Raw genomic sequence first — 20,964 nt, forward strand, 5'->3', positions numbered from 1 at the left:
TGATGTATTCTTTCAGTTTATCATATTGTATGATGGTCGTAGAAATGAAAGACAGGTCATCAAGGAGAAGGCGGGGGTTCATCTTTGAAAATAAAAGGACTCCGGATGAATTGGAAAATCACGCTCCTGTCATTCGGCATCGTCTTGTTCGCGATTTGTATTGGCGGCATTATCTTGATCGGGCGGATCATTCATCTTCAAGAGCAAGAAATGGGCCAGCGGCTGCTGGTTACGGCACGGACGGTGGCCGGACTGCCATCGATCGCCAGCGGACTGATGGACAACAACCAGCGGGAAGAGATCGATCCGATTGCGGAGCGTATCCGCATCATTAATGACGTTGATTATATTGTCGTCATGGATATGGACGGCATTCGCTTATCCCATCCGTCGGCCAAGCGAATCGGGGAACGTTCCATCGGGACCGACGAGCGGTCTGCTTTTGCCGAGCATACGTATTTATCCAAGGCCAAGGGAGAGCAAGGAACAGCGCTTCGGGCTTTTGTGCCGGTTATGAACGAAGAGCATGAGCAGATTGGGGTTGTGCTGGTAGGGCAGCTGCTGCCGGGGCTCACGGATGTCATCTTGTCGATGAGGGGCCAAATCTATGTGACCCTTTTCTTGTCTATGTTGTTCGGGGTATGGGGGTCTTATCTGCTTTCGCGACATATTAAGAAGCAAATGTTTCAGTTGGAACCGGAGGAGATTGCGCAGTTGCTTGTTGAGCGGACGGCGACTTTTAATGCGATGCACGAAGGGGTGATCGCGATAGACAGCCGCGCGCTCGTAACGGTTTTCAATGACAAAGCAAAAAGCATGCTGCATATTGAGGGGGACGTTCTCGGACGCCCGATTACGGAGGTGCTGCCGGATACGCGGCTGCCGGAAATTTTGCGGCTCAATCATCCGATATACAATCAGGAGCTGCATATAGGACCTGCTCATATTTTAAGCAACCGAGTGCCGATTAGGGTAGGGAGTCAGACGGTCGGCGCAGTGGCGATCTTCCAGGATCGCACGGAAGTGACTACGCTCGCGGAAGAGCTGACAGGGGTTAAGGCGTTTGTCGATGCGCTGCGTGTGCAAAATCATGAGTATATGAACAAACTTCATACGATCGGCGGCTTGATTCAGCTGGGCTCCAGAGAAAAGGCGCTGGATTATTTGTTCCAAACGATGGAAGCGCAGTCGGAGCTGAGCGGATTTATTGCCAGCAAGATTGCCAATGAGAGCGCAGCGGGGCTGCTATTGGGCAAGATCAGCCGCGGCAGGGAGCTTGGCATTGAGGTGCAGCTCGACAGAGCCAGCAGGCTGATGCGGTTTCCGGCAGGGATGGATCAGCATGACATCGTTGTGATTTTAGGCAATTTGATCGAAAACGCGTTCGATGCGCTGAAGGATAGGGATGGCTTCAAGAAGGTGTTTATCAGCATCGAACAAGATGAAGACGTGATGTCGATCCTCGTGGAGGATAACGGCGGCGGCATGAACGAGGAAGCCAAACGCCGCATGTTCGAGCAGGGATATTCGACGAAGGCTGGAGCGAACCGGGGAATCGGCCTCTATTTGATCCATAATATCGTGAACAAATGCGCGGGGACGCTCGAAGTGGAGTCTGAGCCTGGCGAAGGCACAAGCTTTATGCTTTCTTTTCCAATGAGAGGCAGGAAGGAGGGGGAAGGTGTATAACGTTGTTTTGATTGAGGACGATCCGATGGTGTTGGAAGTGAACAGGCAGTTTGTCGAGCAGGTGGCTGGTTTCCAAATCGTAGGTACGGCGGCGAATGGCCTGGAAGGCTTGGATAAGATTCGCAGCCTGCGGCCGGATCTGGTTATTCTGGACATTTATATGCCGGGTCTGAATGGCACAGAGGTGCTGATGCAGATTCGCCAGGAACAGCTTGGCACCGATGCCATCGTTATCACAGCGGCCAGCGACATTCCGACGGTGCAGCGCATGATGCATCACGGCGCCGTCGATTACATCGTGAAGCCGTTTAAGTTCGAGCGGGTCAAGAAAGCGCTGGAAAATTACGAGGCGATGAAACGCAGGCTGAATGCAGGTTCGGCGCTGTCACAATCGGAGCTTGACCAGCTTTTGCATGGCAGATTGCCGGCGGCAGCGGCGCAAGCGATACTGCCTGGCGCGCTGCAGGTGGAGCTGCCCAAGGGGCTGCAGGAGCTGACGATGAGGCAGGTGGTGCAGTATTTGATGCAGCAGCCCAAGTCATTGTCAGCCGAAGAAGTGGCCGAAGGCGTCGGCCTGGCGCGGGTGACGGTTCGCAGATATTTGGAATTTTTGGAGAAAAGCAAGCAAGTAAAGCTGGACCTTGAATACGGCGGTATCGGCCGTCCGGTCAACCGGTACGTATGGGTCCAAAAGAACCCTCAATTCCACGAGTAGGTGGAACTGAGGGTTCTTTTGTTTGCTGTCGTTACTGCGCTTTGAAGCTGGTGACAGGGATGTGGAACTCCGGAATGCCAAGGGCATAAGGTGTGTATTCATATAAGCTGAAGTAAACGACGATGTCATTGTCCTTCAAGTAGAATCGTTGGTCGTCATTGATGGTGACGAATGGAGTCAGAAGCGTGTAGTCCCGCTCTTTGATTTGTTTTTGAATCTCATCGTTGATAATGGATTTGTAATTCGGGTCGTTCAAAGCGGCTTGCTTCAGCGTCAACTCTTCCCCTGTCGATAAATCGAAGGTGTGTGACGCCATATCATACATGCCATGTGCACCGCCTGTGTATTGGTAGGTGTCAAAATGCAGGCTGAGCTTGTTCTGTTGGTTATAAGTAACCGTGTAGTTGACGTCAAAAGAAAAACGCAGTTCCGGCATGTCCGGAGTGACGTATGATTTCGTTTCCTTCAACAAGTCATTGGCGGCCGCCTGGTATTTGGCCACTTCCGCTTTCAGGAACTCGTTGATTTTTGCGCTTGCTTCCGCGTTGGCCCATCCTTCGATCTGTGGGTATTGAATCGTGATGCCGTCCGCTTGCTGATCATTGACGGTAACGTTAGTCAGCTTCAAGGTGTTTTCCTTCACGGGCTGAATCGAAATCAGCTTATCCGCCGCGGTGTAGCCGATGCTGTAGCCCATCTGTTCAAGCAGAAAACGAAGCGGCAAATACGTGCTGCCCTCAATAATAACAGGAGGCTTGCTGCTGTAAAAGCTATGGCCGTTCATTTCATAGGTCATGCTTTGGTTTTTCATCGTCATCGTCTTAGTATCGCTGCTGACCGTCACAGTCCGGGTCGCTTCATCCCAAGAAGTCTTCAATCCCAGCTGCTGGCTTAGAAAAGCCAGACCCACGTAAGAGTCGCCTTCCGTCGATAAACCGCCTGGCACCTCGATCGGGTGATCGCTGATTTGAATATGAAGCGGGGTGAGTTGGAGCTGTGTCTCCGCATCAACCCCTTCAGCGTGTGCAGCTGTGCTTACTGCAGGCAGCAGGGCGATGGTGAAGGCCGCGGTTAAAGCCAGCTTGTGCCAAGCAGTGCTCTTGCTGGGGGAAAACGTAGATAAGTTCATCGGTCGTTGACTCCTTTTTCGTTATTACTAAATTTGACGCTGTTTGCGGTTAAAAGTTCATTGGCTTGAACTTAAAAGCGACTGCGACCAAAAAGACCATAAATACCAATATGGTCAAATTATTCACGGTTTTAAATGAAAGCGGTATCATGAAGGCAATAAAAGAAGCAACCCATTCTAAAAGTTTTTGAGGTGTAAACATGTCGATTCCATCTGGAGTGAATACGAGCATTATTTTGCGGCTTGAGTTAGAGAAGAAGACGGCCTCCTTCGGCAGTATTGCGACGGCTATCAGTGACACGGGCGGAGACATTATTGCGATTGATGTCGTGCGGACGGATAAGGATGTCACGATCCGCGATATCACGATTAATGTCTATGACAGCAAACATACGGACCTGATTAAGGCAACGATCAGTCAATTGCCCGGCGTGAAAGTCAGCCACGTTTCGGACCAAACCTTTTTGCTGCATTTGGGCGGCAAGATTGAGACGCATCCCAAATTTCCGATCAAAAACCGCGACGATCTTTCGCGTGTATACACACCTGGCGTGGCCAGAGTGAGCATGGCCATCCACGAGAAGCCGTCGCTGGCGCACACGCTGACGATCAAGAGAAACACGGTAGCTGTCATTTCAGATGGAACCGCTGTTCTGGGATTAGGCAACATCGGACCGCTGGCCGCCATGCCTGTGATGGAAGGAAAAGCGATGCTGTTCAAGCAGCTGGCTGGAGTTGACGCTTTCCCGATCTGCCTGGATACGCAGGATACGGATGAAATCGTGCGTATTGTGAAAGCGTTGTCTCCTGGATTTGGCGGCATTAATCTGGAGGATATTTCAGCGCCGAGATGCTTTGAAATTGAGCAGCGTTTAATCGAGGAGCTGGATATTCCGGTATTCCATGATGATCAGCACGGTACAGCCGTTGTGCTGCTGGCGGGATTATTTAATGCCGTTAAGCTTGTCGGCAAGCAGTTAAGCGACTGCAAAGTTGTGCTCTGCGGCCTCGGAGCGGCAGGCACCGCTTGCACCAAAATGCTGCTGGCCGCAGGCGTCCGGCATATCGTCGGAGTTGACCGTGAAGGGGCCATTACGCGAGACGGTGTGTATGAGAATCCGTCTTGGCAATGGTTCGCCGAGCATACCAACCCTGACCAGATCCGCGGCTCGTTGTCGGATGTCATTGCCGGAGCGGATATTTTTATCGGTGTGTCCGGTCCAGGCGTCTTGAAACGTGAAGACGTTGCGCAGATGGCGAAGGACCCGATCGTGTTTGCGATGGCGAACCCTACGCCGGAGATACTCCCGGAAGAAGCGGAGCCTTACGTGCGAGTGATGGCCACCGGACGCTCGGATTATCCGAACCAGATTAACAACGTCCTGTGCTTCCCAGGCTTGTTCCGGGGCGTACTCGATTGCAGAGCGTCTCGAGTGACAGAGCATATGAAACTGGCTGCAGCGAAGGCGATTGCTTCTGTTGTTCATGAGGATGAGCTGAGTGAGTATTACATCATTCCGAGCGTGTTCAATCAAGCGGTGGCTGAGCGCGTCCGAAATGCGGTCATTCAAGCGGCGTATGAAGACGGGGTAGCGAGAAGGCGCAGAGAGAAAGTCCAGGCTTAACGAAAGCGAAACGGGAGAGGCTTTGGGCTGGGGCTCGAGCTCTCTAACTATGAGGAGGTTCCAGGATGCAAAAACTTACAAAAAACCTGACATTACAAGTGCTGCTGGCCATCATTTTGGGGATTGTTTTCGGCCAGTTCTTTCCGGAACAAGCGGCAGGCTTGAAAGTGCTCTCCGACGTATTTGTTAAAATGATCAAGATGGTGATCGCACCGATCGTGTTCTTCACCATTGTGGTCGGCTTCGCCGGGATGGGCGATATGAAAAAAATCGGCCGGATCGGCGGCAAGGCGCTGCTGTATTTTGAAATCATCACAACGTTTGCCATGGCGATCGGTATCGCGGTGATGTATATCATCCAGCCGGGCGCGGGCATGAGCACGAAAAATGTGAACGCTGCAGATGTGGCTAAATATACGAAGGAAGCGGCGGCAACGAGCCATGGCTTCGTAGATTTCCTGGTAGGTATCGTTCCTGACAACGTCATGGCGGCGTTTTCCAAGGGCGATATGCTTCCCGTCCTATTCTTCTCGGTTCTTTTCGGTTTGGCAATGGCTGGACTTGGTTCAAAAGTGAAGCCTGTCATGGGTTTTTTTGTCCAATTGAATGAAATCTTCTTCCGTTTGGTCGGCATCATTATGAAATTTTCACCAATCGCTGCTTTCGGTGCGATGTCCTATACGATCGGTATGTTCGGTGTGCATTCCTTGTTCTCGCTAGGTAAAATGATGGGTTCGGTTTATATCACGATGGTCTTGTTTGTTTTTGTTGTGCTGGGTACTATTTGCCGAATTTATGGATTCAGAATTACGAAGCTGCTTAAACATATTAAAGAAGAATTGCTGCTGGTGCTCGGCACCTCCTCATCGGAATCCGCTTTGCCGCGGGTGATGGAAAAGCTGGAGAAATTCGGCGCATCCAAGCCGGTCGTCGGTCTTGTCGTGCCAACAGGCTATTCGTTCAACTTGGATGGAACGTCGATCTACCTGTCCATGGCTGCGCTATTCATCGCACAAGCATATGGCGTTCAGCTGGATTGGATTCAGGTGCTGACCCTTCTCGGCGTGCTGATGCTGACATCGAAAGGCGCAGCAGGCATTACCGGCTCCGGCTTCGTCACGCTCGCGGCGACGCTTGCCGCCATTCCGCATAACGTGATACCGGTCGAAGGTATGGCACTGCTGATTGGGGTCGACCGCTTCATGTCCGAAGCGCGGGCGATTACGAACATTATCGGCAACAGTGTAGCGACGATTGTGATTGCCAAGAGCGAGAATCAGTTTAATCATGACGCTGCTGAGACGCCAGTGGGCTTCGCGGAACCGCTGCACGAAACGCGGGCAGGGCAGGAGGCAGGCGCTGAGTTGCCGGGCAAGTTAGCGTAAAAGAATCCCCTTGTGAGGGGAGCAAGCGCGGGGAACTAACGGAAACTGAGTTCCGTTAATGGGGTTGATCGAGCGCTGAGCAAAGTTTTATGGAGCAGATAGCGGAGGGAACTTCCGCTATCTGCTTTTTTGAGCTTGCGGGTGCGGGACTAATGGGCTCACCGAGCGCTATGCGACTTAAGCGCGCGTAGAAAGGTGCCTTGCAATTGGGCAAAATCGGACAACAGCATCCGCGACGCGCGCACTCCCTTATGCAATTGGGCAAAATCGGACTGCAGCATAAGCTACCGGCCGACCGAGTTCCAATCGCGAGGGCGCTCGGCGCTGCTCAAGCTCTGCAGTCCGTAATAGCCCAATTGCAGGCGGCGCCTGCGCGCATTTAGTCGCTGTAGTCCGGATTTGCCGAACTACAGGCACCTTTTTCGCTTAAGCGCGTAAAAAGGTGCCTTGCAATTGGGCAAAATCGGACAACAGCATCCGCGACGCGCGCACTCCCTTATGCAATTGGGTAAAATCGGACTGCAACAGTACTCCCCAGCCGCAACGCTTTGTCGAATAAATCGAGAAACAGCAAGCATAATCCATTCCAAGCAAAGCCCTGGGTATAGAAGGAAAGCGACTTTTTGGATAGTGGATGCACGGATTGATCTGAAATGTTGCCAAAAAGCGAACTTTTCACAGAAATGATCGGTAAAATGTTCGCTTTTAGAAATTGACACGGTACGTTACTTGGTAGTAAACTAATGGAGCGGGAAACATTGCCGCCTAATTGAAAATGTCGAATAAACTCGTATAACGTCAGGAATAGGGCCTGAAAGTTTCTACCCAAAAACCTTAAATTTTTGGACTACGAGGAAGCGAATGCTGGGAACCATAGGAAGAGAGTGGTCTATTTGCATTCGGTTCTTTTGCTGTCCAGCGTTTAGAATCGCGCATTCTAACTCTGGGCATTTTTTGTTTGAACATGAATTGCAGCGTTGTTTTACAGACAATTTCTATAAAAAGGAAAGTGGGTTAATCATGACAGTACGTGTTGGTGTCATTATGGGAAGCCAGTCGGATTGGGAAACGATGAAGCACGCCTGCGACATGCTGGATGAACTCGGTGTGCCTTATGAGAAGAAGGTCGTCTCCGCGCACAGAACGCCGGATCTTATGTTTGAATACGCGGCATCGGCAGCCGGTCGCGGCCTGCAGGTGATTATTGCCGGAGCGGGCGGTGCGGCTCATCTGCCAGGTATGGTAGCTGCCAAAACAGAGCTTCCGGTTATTGGCGTTCCGGTGAAGAGCTCGACGCTGAACGGTCTGGATTCCCTGCTCTCGATCGTGCAAATGCCTGGCGGCATTCCGGTCGCTACGGTCGCCATCGGCAACGCCGGCGCAACGAATGCCGGACTGCTCGCGGCACAGATTCTCGGAGCGTTCGATTCGGAGCTGCAAGCAAAGATCCGAGCGCGCCGCGAGCGGATTGCGCAAACGGTCGTAGAAAGCAGTGACCTGTCATGACAAGCACTAACGGTAATGTCATCAAGCCCGGCAGCACGATCGGCGTGCTGGGCGGCGGCCAGCTGGGCCGGATGCTCGCTTTAGCCGGACGCAACATGGGGTATCGCTTCGTGACGCTCGATCCGACGGAGGACGCGCCTTGCGGCCAAGTGGCGGATGAGCAGATTCTGGCCGGCTACGACGATGTTGAGGCGGCTCGCAAGCTGGCTGACAAGTCGGACGTCATCACCTACGAATTCGAGAACGTCGACGCCCACGTGACGGACATCTTGATGAAAGAATCCTATGTTCCGCAGGGAAGCCAACTTTTATACACAACGCAGCATCGGCTGCGCGAAAAGAGAGCGATCGAAGCGGCGGGCGTGCCTGTAGCGCCGTACGCCGAGATCGGCAGCGCCGATCAGCTCCGCGAGGCTGTAGAGCGCTTCGGCACGCCATGCGTGCTCAAAACAGCGACCGGCGGCTACGACGGCAAAGGCCAGTGGGTCATCCGCTCGCTAGATGAGGTCACGGAAGCTTACGAGACGCTCAGCCGGGCGAAGACGGAGCTGGTTCTCGAACAATTCATTCATTTTGATAAGGAATTATCCGTCATTGCAGCAAGAAGTCCCCGTGGTGAGGTGAAAGCTTTTCCCGCCGCGGAAAATATACATGTGCATAACATTTTGCACCAGTCGATCGTCCCCGCCCGCATCCCTGCGGATGTGCAGCAGGAAGCGGAGCAGCTGGCGATCCGCATCGCCGAATCGCTCGGCGTTATCGGGCTGATCGCCGTCGAGATGTTTTTGACCAAGAACGGTCAAATCTATGTGAACGAGCTGGCGCCTCGCCCGCACAATTCCGGCCACTACACGATGGAAGCGTGCCGCACCTCACAGTTCGAGCAGCATGTGCGCGCCATCTGCAACCTGCCGCTCGGCTCAACCGAGCTGCTGACGCCGGTTGTCATGGTGAACGTGCTCGGCGAACATATGGCGCCGCTGTTGGAGAAGGTCGATGCAACGGGCTTCCTCGAAGACGAGGAGCTGGGCATTAGCGCGAAGGTTCATCTCTACGGTAAACTGGAAGCGAAAGAAAAACGCAAGATGGGTCACATCAATTTGCTTGTGCGCGATGTGAATCAAGCGCAAGCTTGGATAGACTGCACTGGCATTTGGAAAAGTAAGTAAAAGAGATAAACGGAGGAACGGCAAAATGATCGAACGTTATACCCGCCCGGAAATGGCGCGCATCTGGACAGAGGAAAACAAATTCAAAGCATGGCTTGAGGTGGAAATCCTCTCCTGTGAAGCTTGGTCGGAGCTCGGCGTTATTCCTAAGGAAGATGTGCAAGTGATGCGCGAAAAAGCAAGCTTCAACATCGACCGCATTTATGAAATCGAGCAAGAAACTCGTCACGACGTGATCGCTTTTACAAGAGCGGTGTCCGAGACGCTTGGGCCTGAACGCAAATGGGTTCACTATGGTTTGACTTCCACAGACGTTGTCGATACGGCGCTCGGTTACTTGCTGAGACAAGCCAATGAAATCATTGAAAAAGATATTCAGAACTTTATAGAGATTTTGAAAGAAAAAGCCATTCAGTATAAACATACAGCGATGATGGGTAGAACACATGGCGTGCACGCAGAACCGACAACTTTCGGGTTGAAAATGGCGCTGTGGTACGAAGAAATGAAACGCAACTTGGAGCGCTTCCGTTTTGCAGCGGACGGTGTGCAATATGGCAAAATCTCCGGCGCGGTCGGTACATATGCCAACATTGATCCGTTCGTAGAGCAATACGTATGCGGCAAACTGGGCACGAAGGCGGCTCCGATCTCGACGCAAACGCTGCAGCGCGACCGTCATGCGGAGTATATGGCAACATTGGCGCTGGTCGCTACCTCGCTGGATAAGTTCGCGACGGAAATCCGCGCGCTGCAGAAGAGCGAGTTCCGCGAAGTGGAAGAACCGTTTGCTAAAGGTCAAAAGGGTTCCTCCGCAATGCCGCACAAGCGCAACCCGATCGGCTGCGAAAGCATCTCCGGCTTGTCCCGTGTCATTCGCGGACATATGGTTTCCGCTTACGAGAACGTGACGCTCTGGCATGAGCGCGATATTTCGCACTCCTCGGTAGAACGTATTATTTTGCCGGATGCTACGCAGCTGCTCAACTACATGTTGAACCGTCTGGGCAACATTATTAAGAACTTGACGGTATTCCCTGAAAATATGAAGCGCAATATGCGCAGCACCTATGATGTTCCATTCTCCGGACGTGTGATGACGAAGCTGATCGACAAAGGCTTCAGCCGTGAACAAGCGTACGATACCGTGCAGCCAAGAGCGATGCAGGCTTGGGAAGAGCAGCGTTCCTTCCGCGAGATCGTGGAGAATGCTTCGGTCATTACGGAAGTGTTAAGCGCGGAAGAGATTGCCGATTGCTTCGATCCTAGCTGGCACTTGAAGCATGTGGATACGATTTTTGACCGACTCGGATTGTAATAGATTGTGATTCGTCTGGACGATCTGCCGTCGCATGGGGGCGGTTAACTTTATGAGGGGACGTGTTCGGCTTGGCAAGCAACATTCTTGATTCCGCGACAGAGCTCATTAAAGCGCCTTTAGTGCACAAAGGCAAAGTGCGTGAGCTGTATGATTTGGGCGAGACGTTTTTGATCGTGGTGACGGACCGGATTTCCGCGTTTGATTATATTTTAAAGCCTGGTGTGCCTGACAAAGGGTACGTGCTGAATACGCTGAGCAAATATTGGTTCGATGTCACCAGCGGGTACATGAGCAACCACATCGTCCATACGGACGTGGAACTGCTGCAAGATGTCATCCCTGATGCAGCAGCCAGAGAGCTGCTGAAGGACCGGATCATCGTAGCTAAAAAAGCGGAACGCATCTCCATCGAGTGCGTAGTGCGCGGTTACATCACCGGCAACGGCTGGAGACAGTACGAGCAAACCGGTGAAATCAACGGACGCAAGCTGCCGGAAGGTCTGCGCAAAAATCAGCGCCTCGAGCATCCGATTTTCACGCCTGCCGCGAAGAACGATGTCGGTCACGATGAGGACATCTCGGTGGAGCAGATGTGCAAACTCATTGGCGAGGAGCTGACTTACCAGCTGCAGGAGCGCAGCATCATGCTCTACACGCTAGCACACTCCATCTGCGAGCAGAAGGGCATTATTTTGGCGGATACGAAGTTTGAATTCGGAATCTATGGGGGAGAACTCATCATCATTGATGAAATTTTCACGCCGGATTCCTCGCGTTACTGGTCGCAGGACAAATATGCGCTGGATATCGAGATCGACTCGATGGACAAAGAGCCGGTGCGCACGTACCTAGCCAATTCCGGCTGGGACAAAAACAGTGAGCCCAACGAGCTTCCGGCTGCGGTCGTGGAAGAGACGTCGGCGAGATATAGAGAGATTTTACGCAGGATTGTGGAGTAGGTCAACTTAGCGCTATCAACGCGTTTACCCATATATACGCTTCACCGAACTTTAAGGAGGAGAGAAACGAATGAAAGCAACCGTTTATGTGACAATTAAACAGAACGTTTTGGACGTACAAGGAACTGCGGTACAAGGAGCTCTACATTCAATGGGTTTTGAAGAAGTAGGTAAGGTGCGCATCGGGAAGTATTTGGAGCTGGATCTGGATACAACCGATAAAGCGGAAGCGGAAGCGCGTGTGAAGGCGATGTGCGAGAAACTGCTTGCCAATACGGTTATCGAAGATTACCGCTACGAGCTGGCGTAACCACACCATTGAAGGGAGAGAGCGTCATGAATTTTGCGGTTCTCGTATTTCCGGGATCGAACTGCGACATCGATTGCTACAAAGCGATCGAAGATACAATCGGGCAGCCGGTTGAGTACGTATGGCATACAGCTGATGACTTGTCCAAATACGATTGCATCCTCGTGCCAGGCGGATTTTCTTATGGAGACTACCTGCGCTGTGGAGCAATCGCACAATTTGCGAATGTGATGAAGGCCGTTGTGAAAGCAGCGGAAGAAGGCAAATACATTCTCGGCATCTGCAACGGATTCCAGGTTTTGACAGAAGCTAGATTGCTGCCGGGAGCGCTGCTCCGCAACAACGGCATGAAGTTCCGCTGTCACCAAGCGGTGCTGCGCGTCGAAAACAATGCGACTCCTTTTACCCGTGACTATGCGGAAGGCGAACTGATCAACATCCCGATCGCTCACGGCGAAGGCAACTACTACTGTGACGATGCTACATTAAAAGAACTGCAAGAGAACAAGCAAATCGTGTTCCGATACGAAGCGGGCAACAACCCGAACGGTTCCTTGGACGATATCGCCGGCATTTGCAATAAAGCGGGCAACGTAGTAGGTATGATGCCGCATCCAGAGCGTGCTATTCATGAGATTCTCGGATCTGCGGACGGAAAAAGAATGTTTACATCGATTTTAAGCACTTGGAGGGAGAAACATGGCGCAGCAGCTATCCGCTAAGGAACCAACAGCCGAGCAAATCGCAGAGCAGAAAATTTACAAACAGATGGGCGTAACCGACGACGAGTATGCCAAAATCTGCGGCTTCCTCGGACGCAATCCGAACTATGTGGAGATCGGCGTATTCAGCGTCATGTGGTCCGAACATTGCTCTTATAAAAATTCCAAACCTGTACTCCGCAAGTTCCCGACGACAGGACCGCGGGTCCTGATGGGACCAGGTGAAGGCGCAGGGATCGTTGATATCGGCGACAATCAAGCCGTCGTGTTCAAAATCGAAAGCCACAACCACCCTTCGGCGATTGAGCCTTATCAAGGCGCAGCGACGGGTGTGGGCGGGATTATCCGCGATATTTTCTCCATGGGCGCGCGTCCCGTTGCCTTGCTGAACTCGCTACGTTTCGGCAAGCTGCAAAACGATCGCGTGAAGTATTTGTTCGAGCACGTCGTGTCTGGTATTGCCGGTTACGGTAACTGCATCGGCATTCCGACGGTCGGCGGCGAAGTGATGTTCGACGAGAGCTACGAGGGTAACCCGCTCGTCAATGCGATGTGCGTCGGTCTCATCGACCACGACAAAATCCAGCGCGGCGTTGCCAAAGGCGTAGGCAATCCGGTGTTCTACGTCGGTCCGGCGACAGGCCGCGATGGGATCCACGGCGCGACGTTCGCGTCCGAGGAACTGACGGCGGAATCCGAAGCGAAGCGCCCGGCTGTACAAGTGGGCGATCCGTTCATGGAGAAGCTCGTGCTGGAAGCGTGCTTGGAGTTAATCGATTCCGGCATCGTGCTCGGGATTCAAGATATGGGCGCAGCGGGGCTGACATGCTCCAGCGCCGAGATGGCAAGTAAAGCGGGCAACGGCATGGAGCTTTACCTCGATGAGGTGCCGCAGCGCGAAGATGGCATGACAGCGTATGAAATGATGCTGTCCGAGTCGCAAGAGCGCATGCTGTTCGTCGTGGAGCCGCATCATGAGGCGCAAGCCAAAGGTATTTTTGAGCGCTGGGGCTTGCACTGCGCCAAAGTCGGCAAGGTGACCGATGACGGTCGCCTGCGGTTAATCCACCACGGCGAGGTCGTGGGTGACATGCCTGTAGGGGCACTGGTTGACGAGTGCCCGGTTTACAATAAGCCAAGCGCAGTGCCGGCTTATTACGAAGCGAACGCATCCATCGATACGACTCGTTACCCAGAGGTAACGGAGCTGACGGATGCGCTGAAAGCGGTGCTCGCGTCTCCGACGGTAGCGAGCAAAGAGTGGGTGTACAACCAGTATGACTACATGGTTCGTACAGATACAGCCGTGCGCCCGGGTTCGGACGCAGCAGTCGTCACGATTCGCGGCACTCGCAAGGGCCTCGCGATGACGACCGACTGTAACGGGCGCTATGTGTACCTCGATCCGGAAGTCGGCGGACGGATCGCCGTTTCGGAAGCGGCGCGCAACGTCGTATGCTCCGGCGCTGAGCCGCTGGCCATTACGGATAACCTGAACTTCGGTTCTCCGGAGAAACCAGATATTTTCTGGCAGTTGGAAAAAGCGACAGACGGTATGGCGGAAGCTTGCCGCGTGCTGGAAGCTCCGGTTATCGGCGGTAACGTGTCGCTTTACAATGAGAATGCCAAAGGCGCGATTTACCCGACACCGGTGATCGGGATGGTCGGTCTGGTGCACGACATCGACCACATTACGACTCAAGCTTTTAAAAACGAAGGCGACATTATCATCCTGCTGGGCGAGACGAAAGCGGAGCTCGGCGGCAGTGAATTCCAATATGTACTCCACGGTGTGACCGAAGGACGTCCTCCAGAGCTGGACTTGGCTGTAGAGAAACGTTTGCAAGGCGCAGTGCTAAGAGCGATTCAAGAAGGCCTGGTCGCTTCGGCGCATGACCTTTCTGAAGGCGGTCTGGCTGCAGCCTTGGCCGAGAGCTGCATCAGCGGCCATCTAGGCGCGCAAGTAGCGGTGACAACAGAGCTGCGCGCAGACTTCGCGCTGTTCAGCGAAAGCCAATCCCGGATTTTGCTGACTGCAGCTCCGGACAAAGCGGATGCTTTGAAGCAATGGATCGCTTCCCAAGGCGTGCCATATCAAGAAATCGGAACAGTGACAGGTGCAGAGCTGAAAATTGCCGTAAATGGCGAGCAGCGAATCCAGTCTGCGGTTAGCGAGCTGGAAAAGGTCTGGAAGGATGCGATTCCATGTCTAATGGCGTAAAACAAACCGCGGCCCTAAAGCTTCCTGCTGCGCCTAAGGTCGAGCTCGGCCAAGGGCAGCATGAGCTTTGGACAGGGGATTATTACAACGAAGGTATTGGCGGCCATGGCGGAATGTTCGACAAGCTGAATGAAGAGTGCGGGGTGTTCGGGGTGTTCGGTCATCCCGACGCTTCCTCTCTTTGTTATTACGGACTTCACGCGCTGCAGCACCGCGGACAGGAAAGCGCCGGCATCTGCACGTCAGATGGCGAGAAGTTTAACTACTACCGCGGCATGGGATTGGCGAAGGAAGTATTTAACAGCGAGACGCTGCCACCACTGAAGGGGTCTACAGCGATCGCACATGTCCGTTATTCAACGGCGGGCGAAAGCAAGCTGGCGAATGCGCAGCCGCTCGTGTTCAAATATCGCGAAGGCGACTTGGCGATTGCGACCAACGGCAACCTGGACAACGCGAACATTATCAAACGCGAGCTCGAGCGGAAGGGCTCAATCTTTCAGACGACCAGCGATACGGAAGTGCTGGCGCACCTGATTGCTCGTTCCGAGCACGATGACATTGTCGACGCGGTGAAAGCCGCGTTAAAACAAGTGATCGGCGGCTTCGCCTTCCTCATTATGACGAAGGATAAGCTGATCGCGGCGCTCGATCCGAACGGCTTGCGTCCGTTCATGATCGGCCGGCTCGGCGACGCGTATTTGTTCGCTTCGGAGTCCTGCGCGTTCGACGCGGTCGGGGGCGAATATTTCCGCGATGTGCAGCCGGGCGAGCTGCTTGTGCTGGACCGCGACGGCTTCCATGAAGACCGCTTCGCTGAAAGCGGCAAGCGCTCGATCTGCGCGATGGAGTACATCTACTTCGCCCGCCCGGATAGCGACATCGATGCGATCAATATCCATTCGGCGCGCAAGCGGATGGGCAAGCGCCTGGCGATGGAAGCGTTCGTGGACGCGGATGTCGTGACTGGCGTGCCGGATTCGAGCATTTCTGCGGCCATCGGCTTTGCCGAGCAGACGGGCATCCCGTACGAGCTGGGTCTGATCAAGAACCGCTACACGGGCCGTACGTTCATTCAACCGAGCCAAGAGCTGCGGGAGCAAGGGGTCAAAATGAAGCTGAGCGCCGTGCGCAAAGTCGTCGAAGGCAAGCGCGTCGTCATGATTGACGATTCGATCGTTCGCGGCACGACGAGCCTGCGGATCGTGAATCTGCTGCGCGAGGCGGGTGCGACGGAAGTGCATGTGCGCATTTCTTCGCCGCCTTTTATGAACCCGTGCTATTACGGCATCGACACGCCTGACCGCAAAGAGCTGATCGCGGCGATGAATTCCATCGAAGAGATCCGTAAGGCGATCAATGCGGACTCGCTGCATTTTCTCACGCAGGACGGGCTGCTTGATTCGATCGGGCAGGGCGCGGCAGGCGCGGAAAGCGGCTACTGCATGGCCTGCTTCAACAACAATTATCCGACGGAGATTGTGGATACGGGCAAAGTGGGCTGCGCTTGCGATTAAGCGTGATTTTACAATAGATAAAAAGGGGTTGCGGTCCTAACCGCCCCCTACATACAATTCTAAGGAGTGATTGCTAAGTGTCGGATGCTTACAAAAAGGCCGGAGTCGATATCGCGGCGGGGAATGAAGCAGTAGAACGGATGAAGAAACACGTGAAACGGACGTTTCGTCCTGAAGTGTTGACCGATCTCGGCGGCTTCGGCGGGCTGTTCGGTTTGAATAAGGACAAATACGAGGAGCCTGTGCTCGTATCCGGTACGGACGGCGTGGGCACCAAGCTGAAAATCGCTTTTGCGATGGATAAGCACGATACGATCGGGATCGATGCGGTTGCGATGTGCGTGAACGATATTATCGTTCAAGGCGCAGAGCCGCTTTTCTTCCTGGACTATCTGGCTTGCGATCGTGTCGTTCCAGAAAAAATCGAAGCGATTGTCAAAGGGATCGCTGACGGCTGCGCAGAGTCCGGTTGCGCGCTGATCGGTGGCGAAACGGCGGAAATGCCGGGCATGTATGCCTCGGGGGAGTATGATATTGCCGGCTTTACGGTAGGGATTGTCGATAAGAAAAAAATCATCGACGGCTCTACGATCCGTCCCGGAGACGTCGTTCTGGGCTTAGCTTCCAGCGGTGTGCACAGCAACGGGTTCTCTCTTGTGCGCAAACTGTTACTGGAAGACAAAGGATATACGCTTCAAGATCATGTGGAAGAGCTTGGCGATAAGCTCGGCAATGTGCTGCTGGAGCCGACAAGACTGTATGTGAAGCCTGTTCTCGGTATGCTGGAGGAAGTTGCCATTAAAGGTATGGCGCACATTACAGGCGGCGGCTTTATTGAAAATATTCCGCGCGTCCTGCCAGATAACGTGAATGTAGAGATCCAGTACGGCTCCTGGCCGATCCTGCCGATCTTCGCTTTGATGCAGCGCGAGGGCGGTATCAGTAATAATGACATGTTCCGCACCTTTAACATGGGGATCGGAATGGTTGTCATCGTAGCTGCCGATGATGCGGAGAAAGCGATCGCCGCTGCCGAGAAGCAGGGCGAGAAGGTTTACCGTCTCGGCGTCGTGACCGAAGGCGAGCGTGTCGTGACGTTCCAAGGAGCCGAGGTGTAAAGACATGCAGCCTTATCGGATTGCTGTGTTTGCCTCGGGCGGCGGCTCGAATTTTGGCGCTATCGTCGATCAGGTACAGAAGGGGAAGCTTGATGTCAGCATCGAGCTTCTTGTCTGTGACCGTCCGAACGCATTCGTGGTGGAACGCGCTAATGAGGCAAAGGTGCCTGTGTTTGCGTTCCGGCCGAAGGACTATGAGAGCCGCGAGGCGTACGAGGCAATCATCTTGCGCGAGCTGCGGGAGCGCCAGGTCGATCTGATCGTCATGGCCGGCTACATGCGGATCATTACGAATGTGCTCGTTGAGCCTTATTATGGACGGATGATCAATGTGCACCCCTCCTTGCTTCCTTCATTCCCGGGCATACGGGCGGTCGAGCAAGCTGTGGAGTACGGCGTGAAGCAGACCGGGGTTACCGTGCATTTTGTCGATGGCGGGCTGGATTCCGGTCCAATCATCGCACAGCGCAGCGTGGAGATTCACGAGCACGAGACGGTGGACTCGCTGTCCGAGCGCATTCATGCGGCAGAGCATGTGCTGCTTCCGCAGGTCATTCGCTGGTTGCGCGAAGGTCGTGTCAGTATGGAGGGGCGCAGGGTACGTGTGCGGCAGTAAAGTCGGGTTATTTTGAACTTATATTAAATAAATCATTCTTTCTGGGAGGAACCATCGTGGCTATCAAAAGAGCACTTATCAGCGTGTCCGATAAAACGGGGATCGTTGAGTTCGCGAGCGAGCTTGCAAAGTTGGGCGTCGAGATCATTTCCACAGGCGGTACGCAAAATTTGTTGAAGGACAAAGGGGTGCCGGTAATCGGCATTTCCGAAGTGACCGGATTTCCGGAAATTATGGACGGCCGCGTGAAGACGCTTCACCCTGCCGTGCATAGCGGCCTGCTGGCCGTTCGCGACAACGAAGAGCATCAAGCGAGCATGAAAGAGCTCGGCCTTGACTACATCGATTTGGTTGTCGTGAATTTGTATCCTTTTGCCGAGACGATTGCCAAACCCAATGTCACTTATGAAGATGCGATCGAGAACATCGATATTGGCGGACCGACAATGCTTCGTTCGGCTGCGAAAAACCATGCGTTCGTAACCGTTGTCGTGGACGCAGCGGACTATGCGCAGGTGCTGGAGGAAGTTCAGGAGAACGGCGATACTTCCCTGGATACACGCAAGCGCTTAGCGGCTAAAGTGTTCCGTCACACAGGCTCTTACGATGCCCTGATCTCCGATTACTTGTCCAAGCAAGTCGGGGAGTCCTACCCAGAGCGTTATACCGTTACTTACGAAAAAGTGCAAGACCTTCGCTACGGAGAGAACCCGCATCAGAAGGCGGCATTTTACCGGAAGCCGAATGCGGCGGCAGGCAACATTACGACGGCTGAGCAGCTGCACGGCAAGGAGCTTTCCTACAACAACATCAATGACGCGAATACAGCACTGCAAATTGTTAAAGAGTTCAGCGAACCGGCTGTCGTCGCCGTGAAGCACATGAATCCTTGCGGCGTCGGTATTGGCACCAGCGTGCTGGAAGCTTACCAAAAAGCGTACGCAGCCGATCCTACCTCCATTTTCGGCGGCATCGTGGCGGCGAACCGCACGGTGGACGAAGCGACAGCTCAGCTGCTGCACGAAATTTTCCTAGAGATCGTAATTGCCCCTGATTTTACACCGGAAGCACTGAGCATTCTGGAGAAAAAGAAAAATATTCGCCTGCTGAAAGTGAGCGGCTTGGATACAGCTGCCGGACGCAAGGCTGAGCCTGTCATTACGACGGTTGAAGGCGGCATGCTGGTACAGGACAGCGATGCTTATCAGCTGGCAGAAGCGGATCTGAAAGTAGTCAGCGAGCGTCAGCCGACGGAAGAAGAGATGAAGCAGCTGCTCTTCGCATGGAAGGTCGTGAAGCATGTGAAGTCGAACGCGATCATCCTTGCTGCAGACGATATGACAATCGGCGTAGGTGCAGGCCAGATGAACCGTGTCGGCGCAGCGAAAATCGCGATCGAGCAAGCCGGCGACAAAGCCAAAGGCGCTGTGCTCGCTTCCGATGCGTTCTTCCCGATGGGCGATACGCTGGAATTGGCGGCTAAAGCCGGCATTACGGCTGTCATTCAGCCAGGCGGGTCGATCAAGGACGAAGAGTCCATCCGCGTGGCTAATGAGAACGGTATTGCGATGATCATGACGGGCGTACGTCATTTCAAACATTAAAAAACAGTGGATGCTCACGACCGGACCGGCTAAGGTCAACGGCTCGTGGGCATTCCCCATTGAATGAGGGGGAACGATTGATGCGTATTTTAGTTATTGGCCGGGGCGGGCGTGAACACGCGATTGTCTGGGCGCTCAGCAAAAGCCCGAAGGTAAGCAAGCTGTTCTGCGCGCCGGGTAATGGCGGCATCGCCGGTTTGGCTGAATGCGTGCCGATTACCGAACTGCAGTTCGAGGAGATCAGCACATTCGCACAGGAGCAGCAGATCGATCTGGTCATGGTTGCGCCTGATGATCCGTTAGCGGCGGGATTGGTCGACCATTTGGAGGGAAAAGGAATTCCTGCATTTGGACCGCGCGCGAACGCCGCGATCATTGAAGGCAGCAAAGTGTTCATGAAAGACTTGCTGAAGAAGTACAACATCCCGACGGCGAAGTATGAGACGTTCGATGCTTACGAGCCGGCGCTGACGTACCTTCGCAGTCAAACGGCGCCGATCGTGATCAAAGCCGACGGTCTTGCCGCAGGCAAAGGCGTCACTGTCGCCCACACCATGGAAGAAGCGGAAGCTGCGCTGCACGATATCATGGTGGATCAAGTGTTTGGCGCGTCCGGCGCGAGCGTTGTCATCGAGGAGTTCCTAACGGGCCAAGAGATGTCGCTGCTTGCCTTCGTTGATGGCTCTACGGTACGCCCGATGGTGCCTTCGCAGGACCACAAGCCGGTGTTCGACAACGATAAAGGTCCGAACACGGGCGGGATGGGCACGTACTCGCCGCTGCCGCACGTACCGCAGTCTATCGTGCAGGAAGCGATCGACAACATCGTGCAGCCAACTGCTGATGCGATGGTGAAGGAAGGCCGCCCGTTCAAAGGCGTGCTGTATGCTGGTTTGATTTTGACACCGAACGGTGTGAAAACGATTGAGTTTAATGCGCGTTTCGGCGATCCGGAGACGCAGGTGATTTTGCCTCGGCTGAAGACGGATCTGCTGGACATCTTCCTCGCTGTCAACAACGGCACGCTGGCTGAGCAGCCGATCGAGTGGAGCGACGATGCCGCTGTTTGTGTCATTGTTGCTTCTGAGGGTTACCCGGGGCCGTATCCGAAAGGGCTGCCGATTACGGGCTTGGAAGACATCCAGGGCGATGAGGCGATCGTGTTCCATGCCGGCACGGCGCTGAAGGACGGGCAGATTGTCACCAATGGCGGGCGCGTTATGGGCATTACCGGCATCGGCAAAGACATCGTAGAAGCGCGTCAAAAAGCTTATGCGGCTGCGGATCGGATCCATTTTGACGGGAAGCATTACAGAACGGATATTGCGATGAAAGCTTTGAAATAGGCAGTATTGAAG

Annotated in this window: 18 protein-coding genes and 1 riboswitch; of the genes, 17 read left to right on the forward strand and 1 reads right to left on the reverse strand. The window is 53.7% G+C overall.

Going from position 1 to position 20,964, the window contains the following annotated elements; genetic code table 11:
* Positions 1-105 precede the first annotated feature (105 nt).
* Positions 106-1,689, forward strand: a complete 1,584-nt coding sequence (locus tag O9139_RS01425) for a sensor histidine kinase (protein WP_270877663.1) — start codon at positions 106-108, stop codon at positions 1,687-1,689.
* Complete coding sequence (locus O9139_RS01430; protein ID WP_270877664.1) at positions 1,682-2,404, forward strand: response regulator; 723 nt, start codon at positions 1,682-1,684, stop codon at positions 2,402-2,404. Before O9139_RS01425 ends, O9139_RS01430 begins: the two co-directional genes overlap by 8 nt.
* 31 nt (positions 2,405-2,435) lie before the next feature.
* Here O9139_RS01430 and O9139_RS01435 read toward each other — a convergent pair whose 3' ends face one another.
* Positions 2,436-3,533, reverse strand: a complete 1,098-nt coding sequence (locus O9139_RS01435) for a PdaC/SigV domain-containing protein (protein WP_270877665.1) — start codon at positions 3,531-3,533, stop codon at positions 2,436-2,438.
* A gap of 200 nt (positions 3,534-3,733) precedes the next feature.
* Between O9139_RS01435 and O9139_RS01440 the strand changes: the two genes are divergently transcribed.
* From O9139_RS01440 to purD, 15 genes are all read left to right on the forward strand, one after another.
* On the forward strand, positions 3,734-5,158 hold the full coding sequence (locus tag O9139_RS01440; RefSeq protein WP_270877666.1) for an NAD-dependent malic enzyme: 1,425 nt from the start codon (positions 3,734-3,736) through the stop codon (positions 5,156-5,158).
* 65 nt (positions 5,159-5,223) lie between these two features.
* Positions 5,224-6,543, forward strand: coding sequence for a dicarboxylate/amino acid:cation symporter (locus O9139_RS01445; RefSeq protein WP_270877667.1), 1,320 nt, complete (start codon positions 5,224-5,226; stop codon positions 6,541-6,543).
* A gap of 206 nt (positions 6,544-6,749) precedes the next feature.
* Positions 6,750-6,926: a hypothetical protein gene (locus tag O9139_RS01450; RefSeq protein ID WP_270877668.1), complete on the forward strand. Its 177-nt coding sequence runs from the start codon at positions 6,750-6,752 to the stop codon at positions 6,924-6,926.
* 385 nt (positions 6,927-7,311) lie between these two features.
* A riboswitch (purine riboswitch) is annotated at positions 7,312-7,413 on the forward strand.
* Between the two features lie 150 nt (positions 7,414-7,563).
* On the forward strand, positions 7,564-8,049 hold the full coding sequence (gene purE / locus O9139_RS01455) for a 5-(carboxyamino)imidazole ribonucleotide mutase (RefSeq protein WP_270877669.1): 486 nt from the start codon (positions 7,564-7,566) through the stop codon (positions 8,047-8,049).
* The gene (gene purK, locus O9139_RS01460; RefSeq protein WP_270877670.1) at positions 8,046-9,218 is read left to right on the forward strand and encodes a 5-(carboxyamino)imidazole ribonucleotide synthase; all 1,173 of its coding nucleotides are present in this window, start codon (positions 8,046-8,048) and stop codon (positions 9,216-9,218) included. The genes purE and purK overlap by 4 nt, the downstream gene beginning before the upstream one ends.
* 25 nt (positions 9,219-9,243) lie before the next feature.
* Positions 9,244-10,536 (forward strand): adenylosuccinate lyase, encoded by a 1,293-nt coding sequence (purB, locus tag O9139_RS01465; protein WP_270877671.1) that lies wholly within the window; start codon positions 9,244-9,246, stop codon positions 10,534-10,536.
* A gap of 71 nt (positions 10,537-10,607) precedes the next feature.
* Positions 10,608-11,498 (forward strand): phosphoribosylaminoimidazolesuccinocarboxamide synthase, encoded by an 891-nt coding sequence (locus O9139_RS01470; protein ID WP_270877672.1) that lies wholly within the window; start codon positions 10,608-10,610, stop codon positions 11,496-11,498.
* 70 nt (positions 11,499-11,568) lie between these two features.
* Positions 11,569-11,808, forward strand: coding sequence for a phosphoribosylformylglycinamidine synthase subunit PurS (purS, locus tag O9139_RS01475; protein WP_270877673.1), 240 nt, complete (start codon positions 11,569-11,571; stop codon positions 11,806-11,808).
* Positions 11,809-11,834: 26 nt separating this feature from the next.
* Positions 11,835-12,530, forward strand: a complete 696-nt coding sequence (gene purQ / locus O9139_RS01480; protein WP_270877674.1) for a phosphoribosylformylglycinamidine synthase subunit PurQ — start codon at positions 11,835-11,837, stop codon at positions 12,528-12,530.
* Positions 12,508-14,751: a phosphoribosylformylglycinamidine synthase subunit PurL gene (purL, locus tag O9139_RS01485; protein ID WP_270877675.1), complete on the forward strand. Its 2,244-nt coding sequence runs from the start codon at positions 12,508-12,510 to the stop codon at positions 14,749-14,751. The genes purQ and purL overlap by 23 nt, the downstream gene beginning before the upstream one ends.
* Complete coding sequence (gene purF / locus O9139_RS01490; protein WP_270877676.1) at positions 14,736-16,268, forward strand: amidophosphoribosyltransferase; 1,533 nt, start codon at positions 14,736-14,738, stop codon at positions 16,266-16,268. Before purL ends, purF begins: the two co-directional genes overlap by 16 nt.
* 77 nt (positions 16,269-16,345) lie before the next feature.
* The gene (purM, locus tag O9139_RS01495; RefSeq protein WP_270877677.1) at positions 16,346-17,386 is read left to right on the forward strand and encodes a phosphoribosylformylglycinamidine cyclo-ligase; all 1,041 of its coding nucleotides are present in this window, start codon (positions 16,346-16,348) and stop codon (positions 17,384-17,386) included.
* 4 nt (positions 17,387-17,390) lie between these two features.
* Positions 17,391-18,002, forward strand: coding sequence for a phosphoribosylglycinamide formyltransferase (gene purN, locus O9139_RS01500; protein ID WP_270877678.1), 612 nt, complete (start codon positions 17,391-17,393; stop codon positions 18,000-18,002).
* A 56-nt stretch (positions 18,003-18,058) separates the two neighbouring features.
* On the forward strand, positions 18,059-19,606 hold the full coding sequence (purH, locus tag O9139_RS01505) for a bifunctional phosphoribosylaminoimidazolecarboxamide formyltransferase/IMP cyclohydrolase (protein ID WP_270877679.1): 1,548 nt from the start codon (positions 18,059-18,061) through the stop codon (positions 19,604-19,606).
* Between the two features lie 80 nt (positions 19,607-19,686).
* Complete coding sequence (gene purD / locus O9139_RS01510; RefSeq protein WP_270877680.1) at positions 19,687-20,952, forward strand: phosphoribosylamine--glycine ligase; 1,266 nt, start codon at positions 19,687-19,689, stop codon at positions 20,950-20,952.
* Positions 20,953-20,964 lie beyond the last annotated feature (12 nt).

Origin of the sequence: Paenibacillus aestuarii (assembly GCF_027789125.1) — a bacterium.
In the GTDB taxonomy this organism is placed as follows: Bacteria; Bacillota; Bacilli; order Paenibacillales; family NBRC-103111; genus Paenibacillus_E; species Paenibacillus_E aestuarii.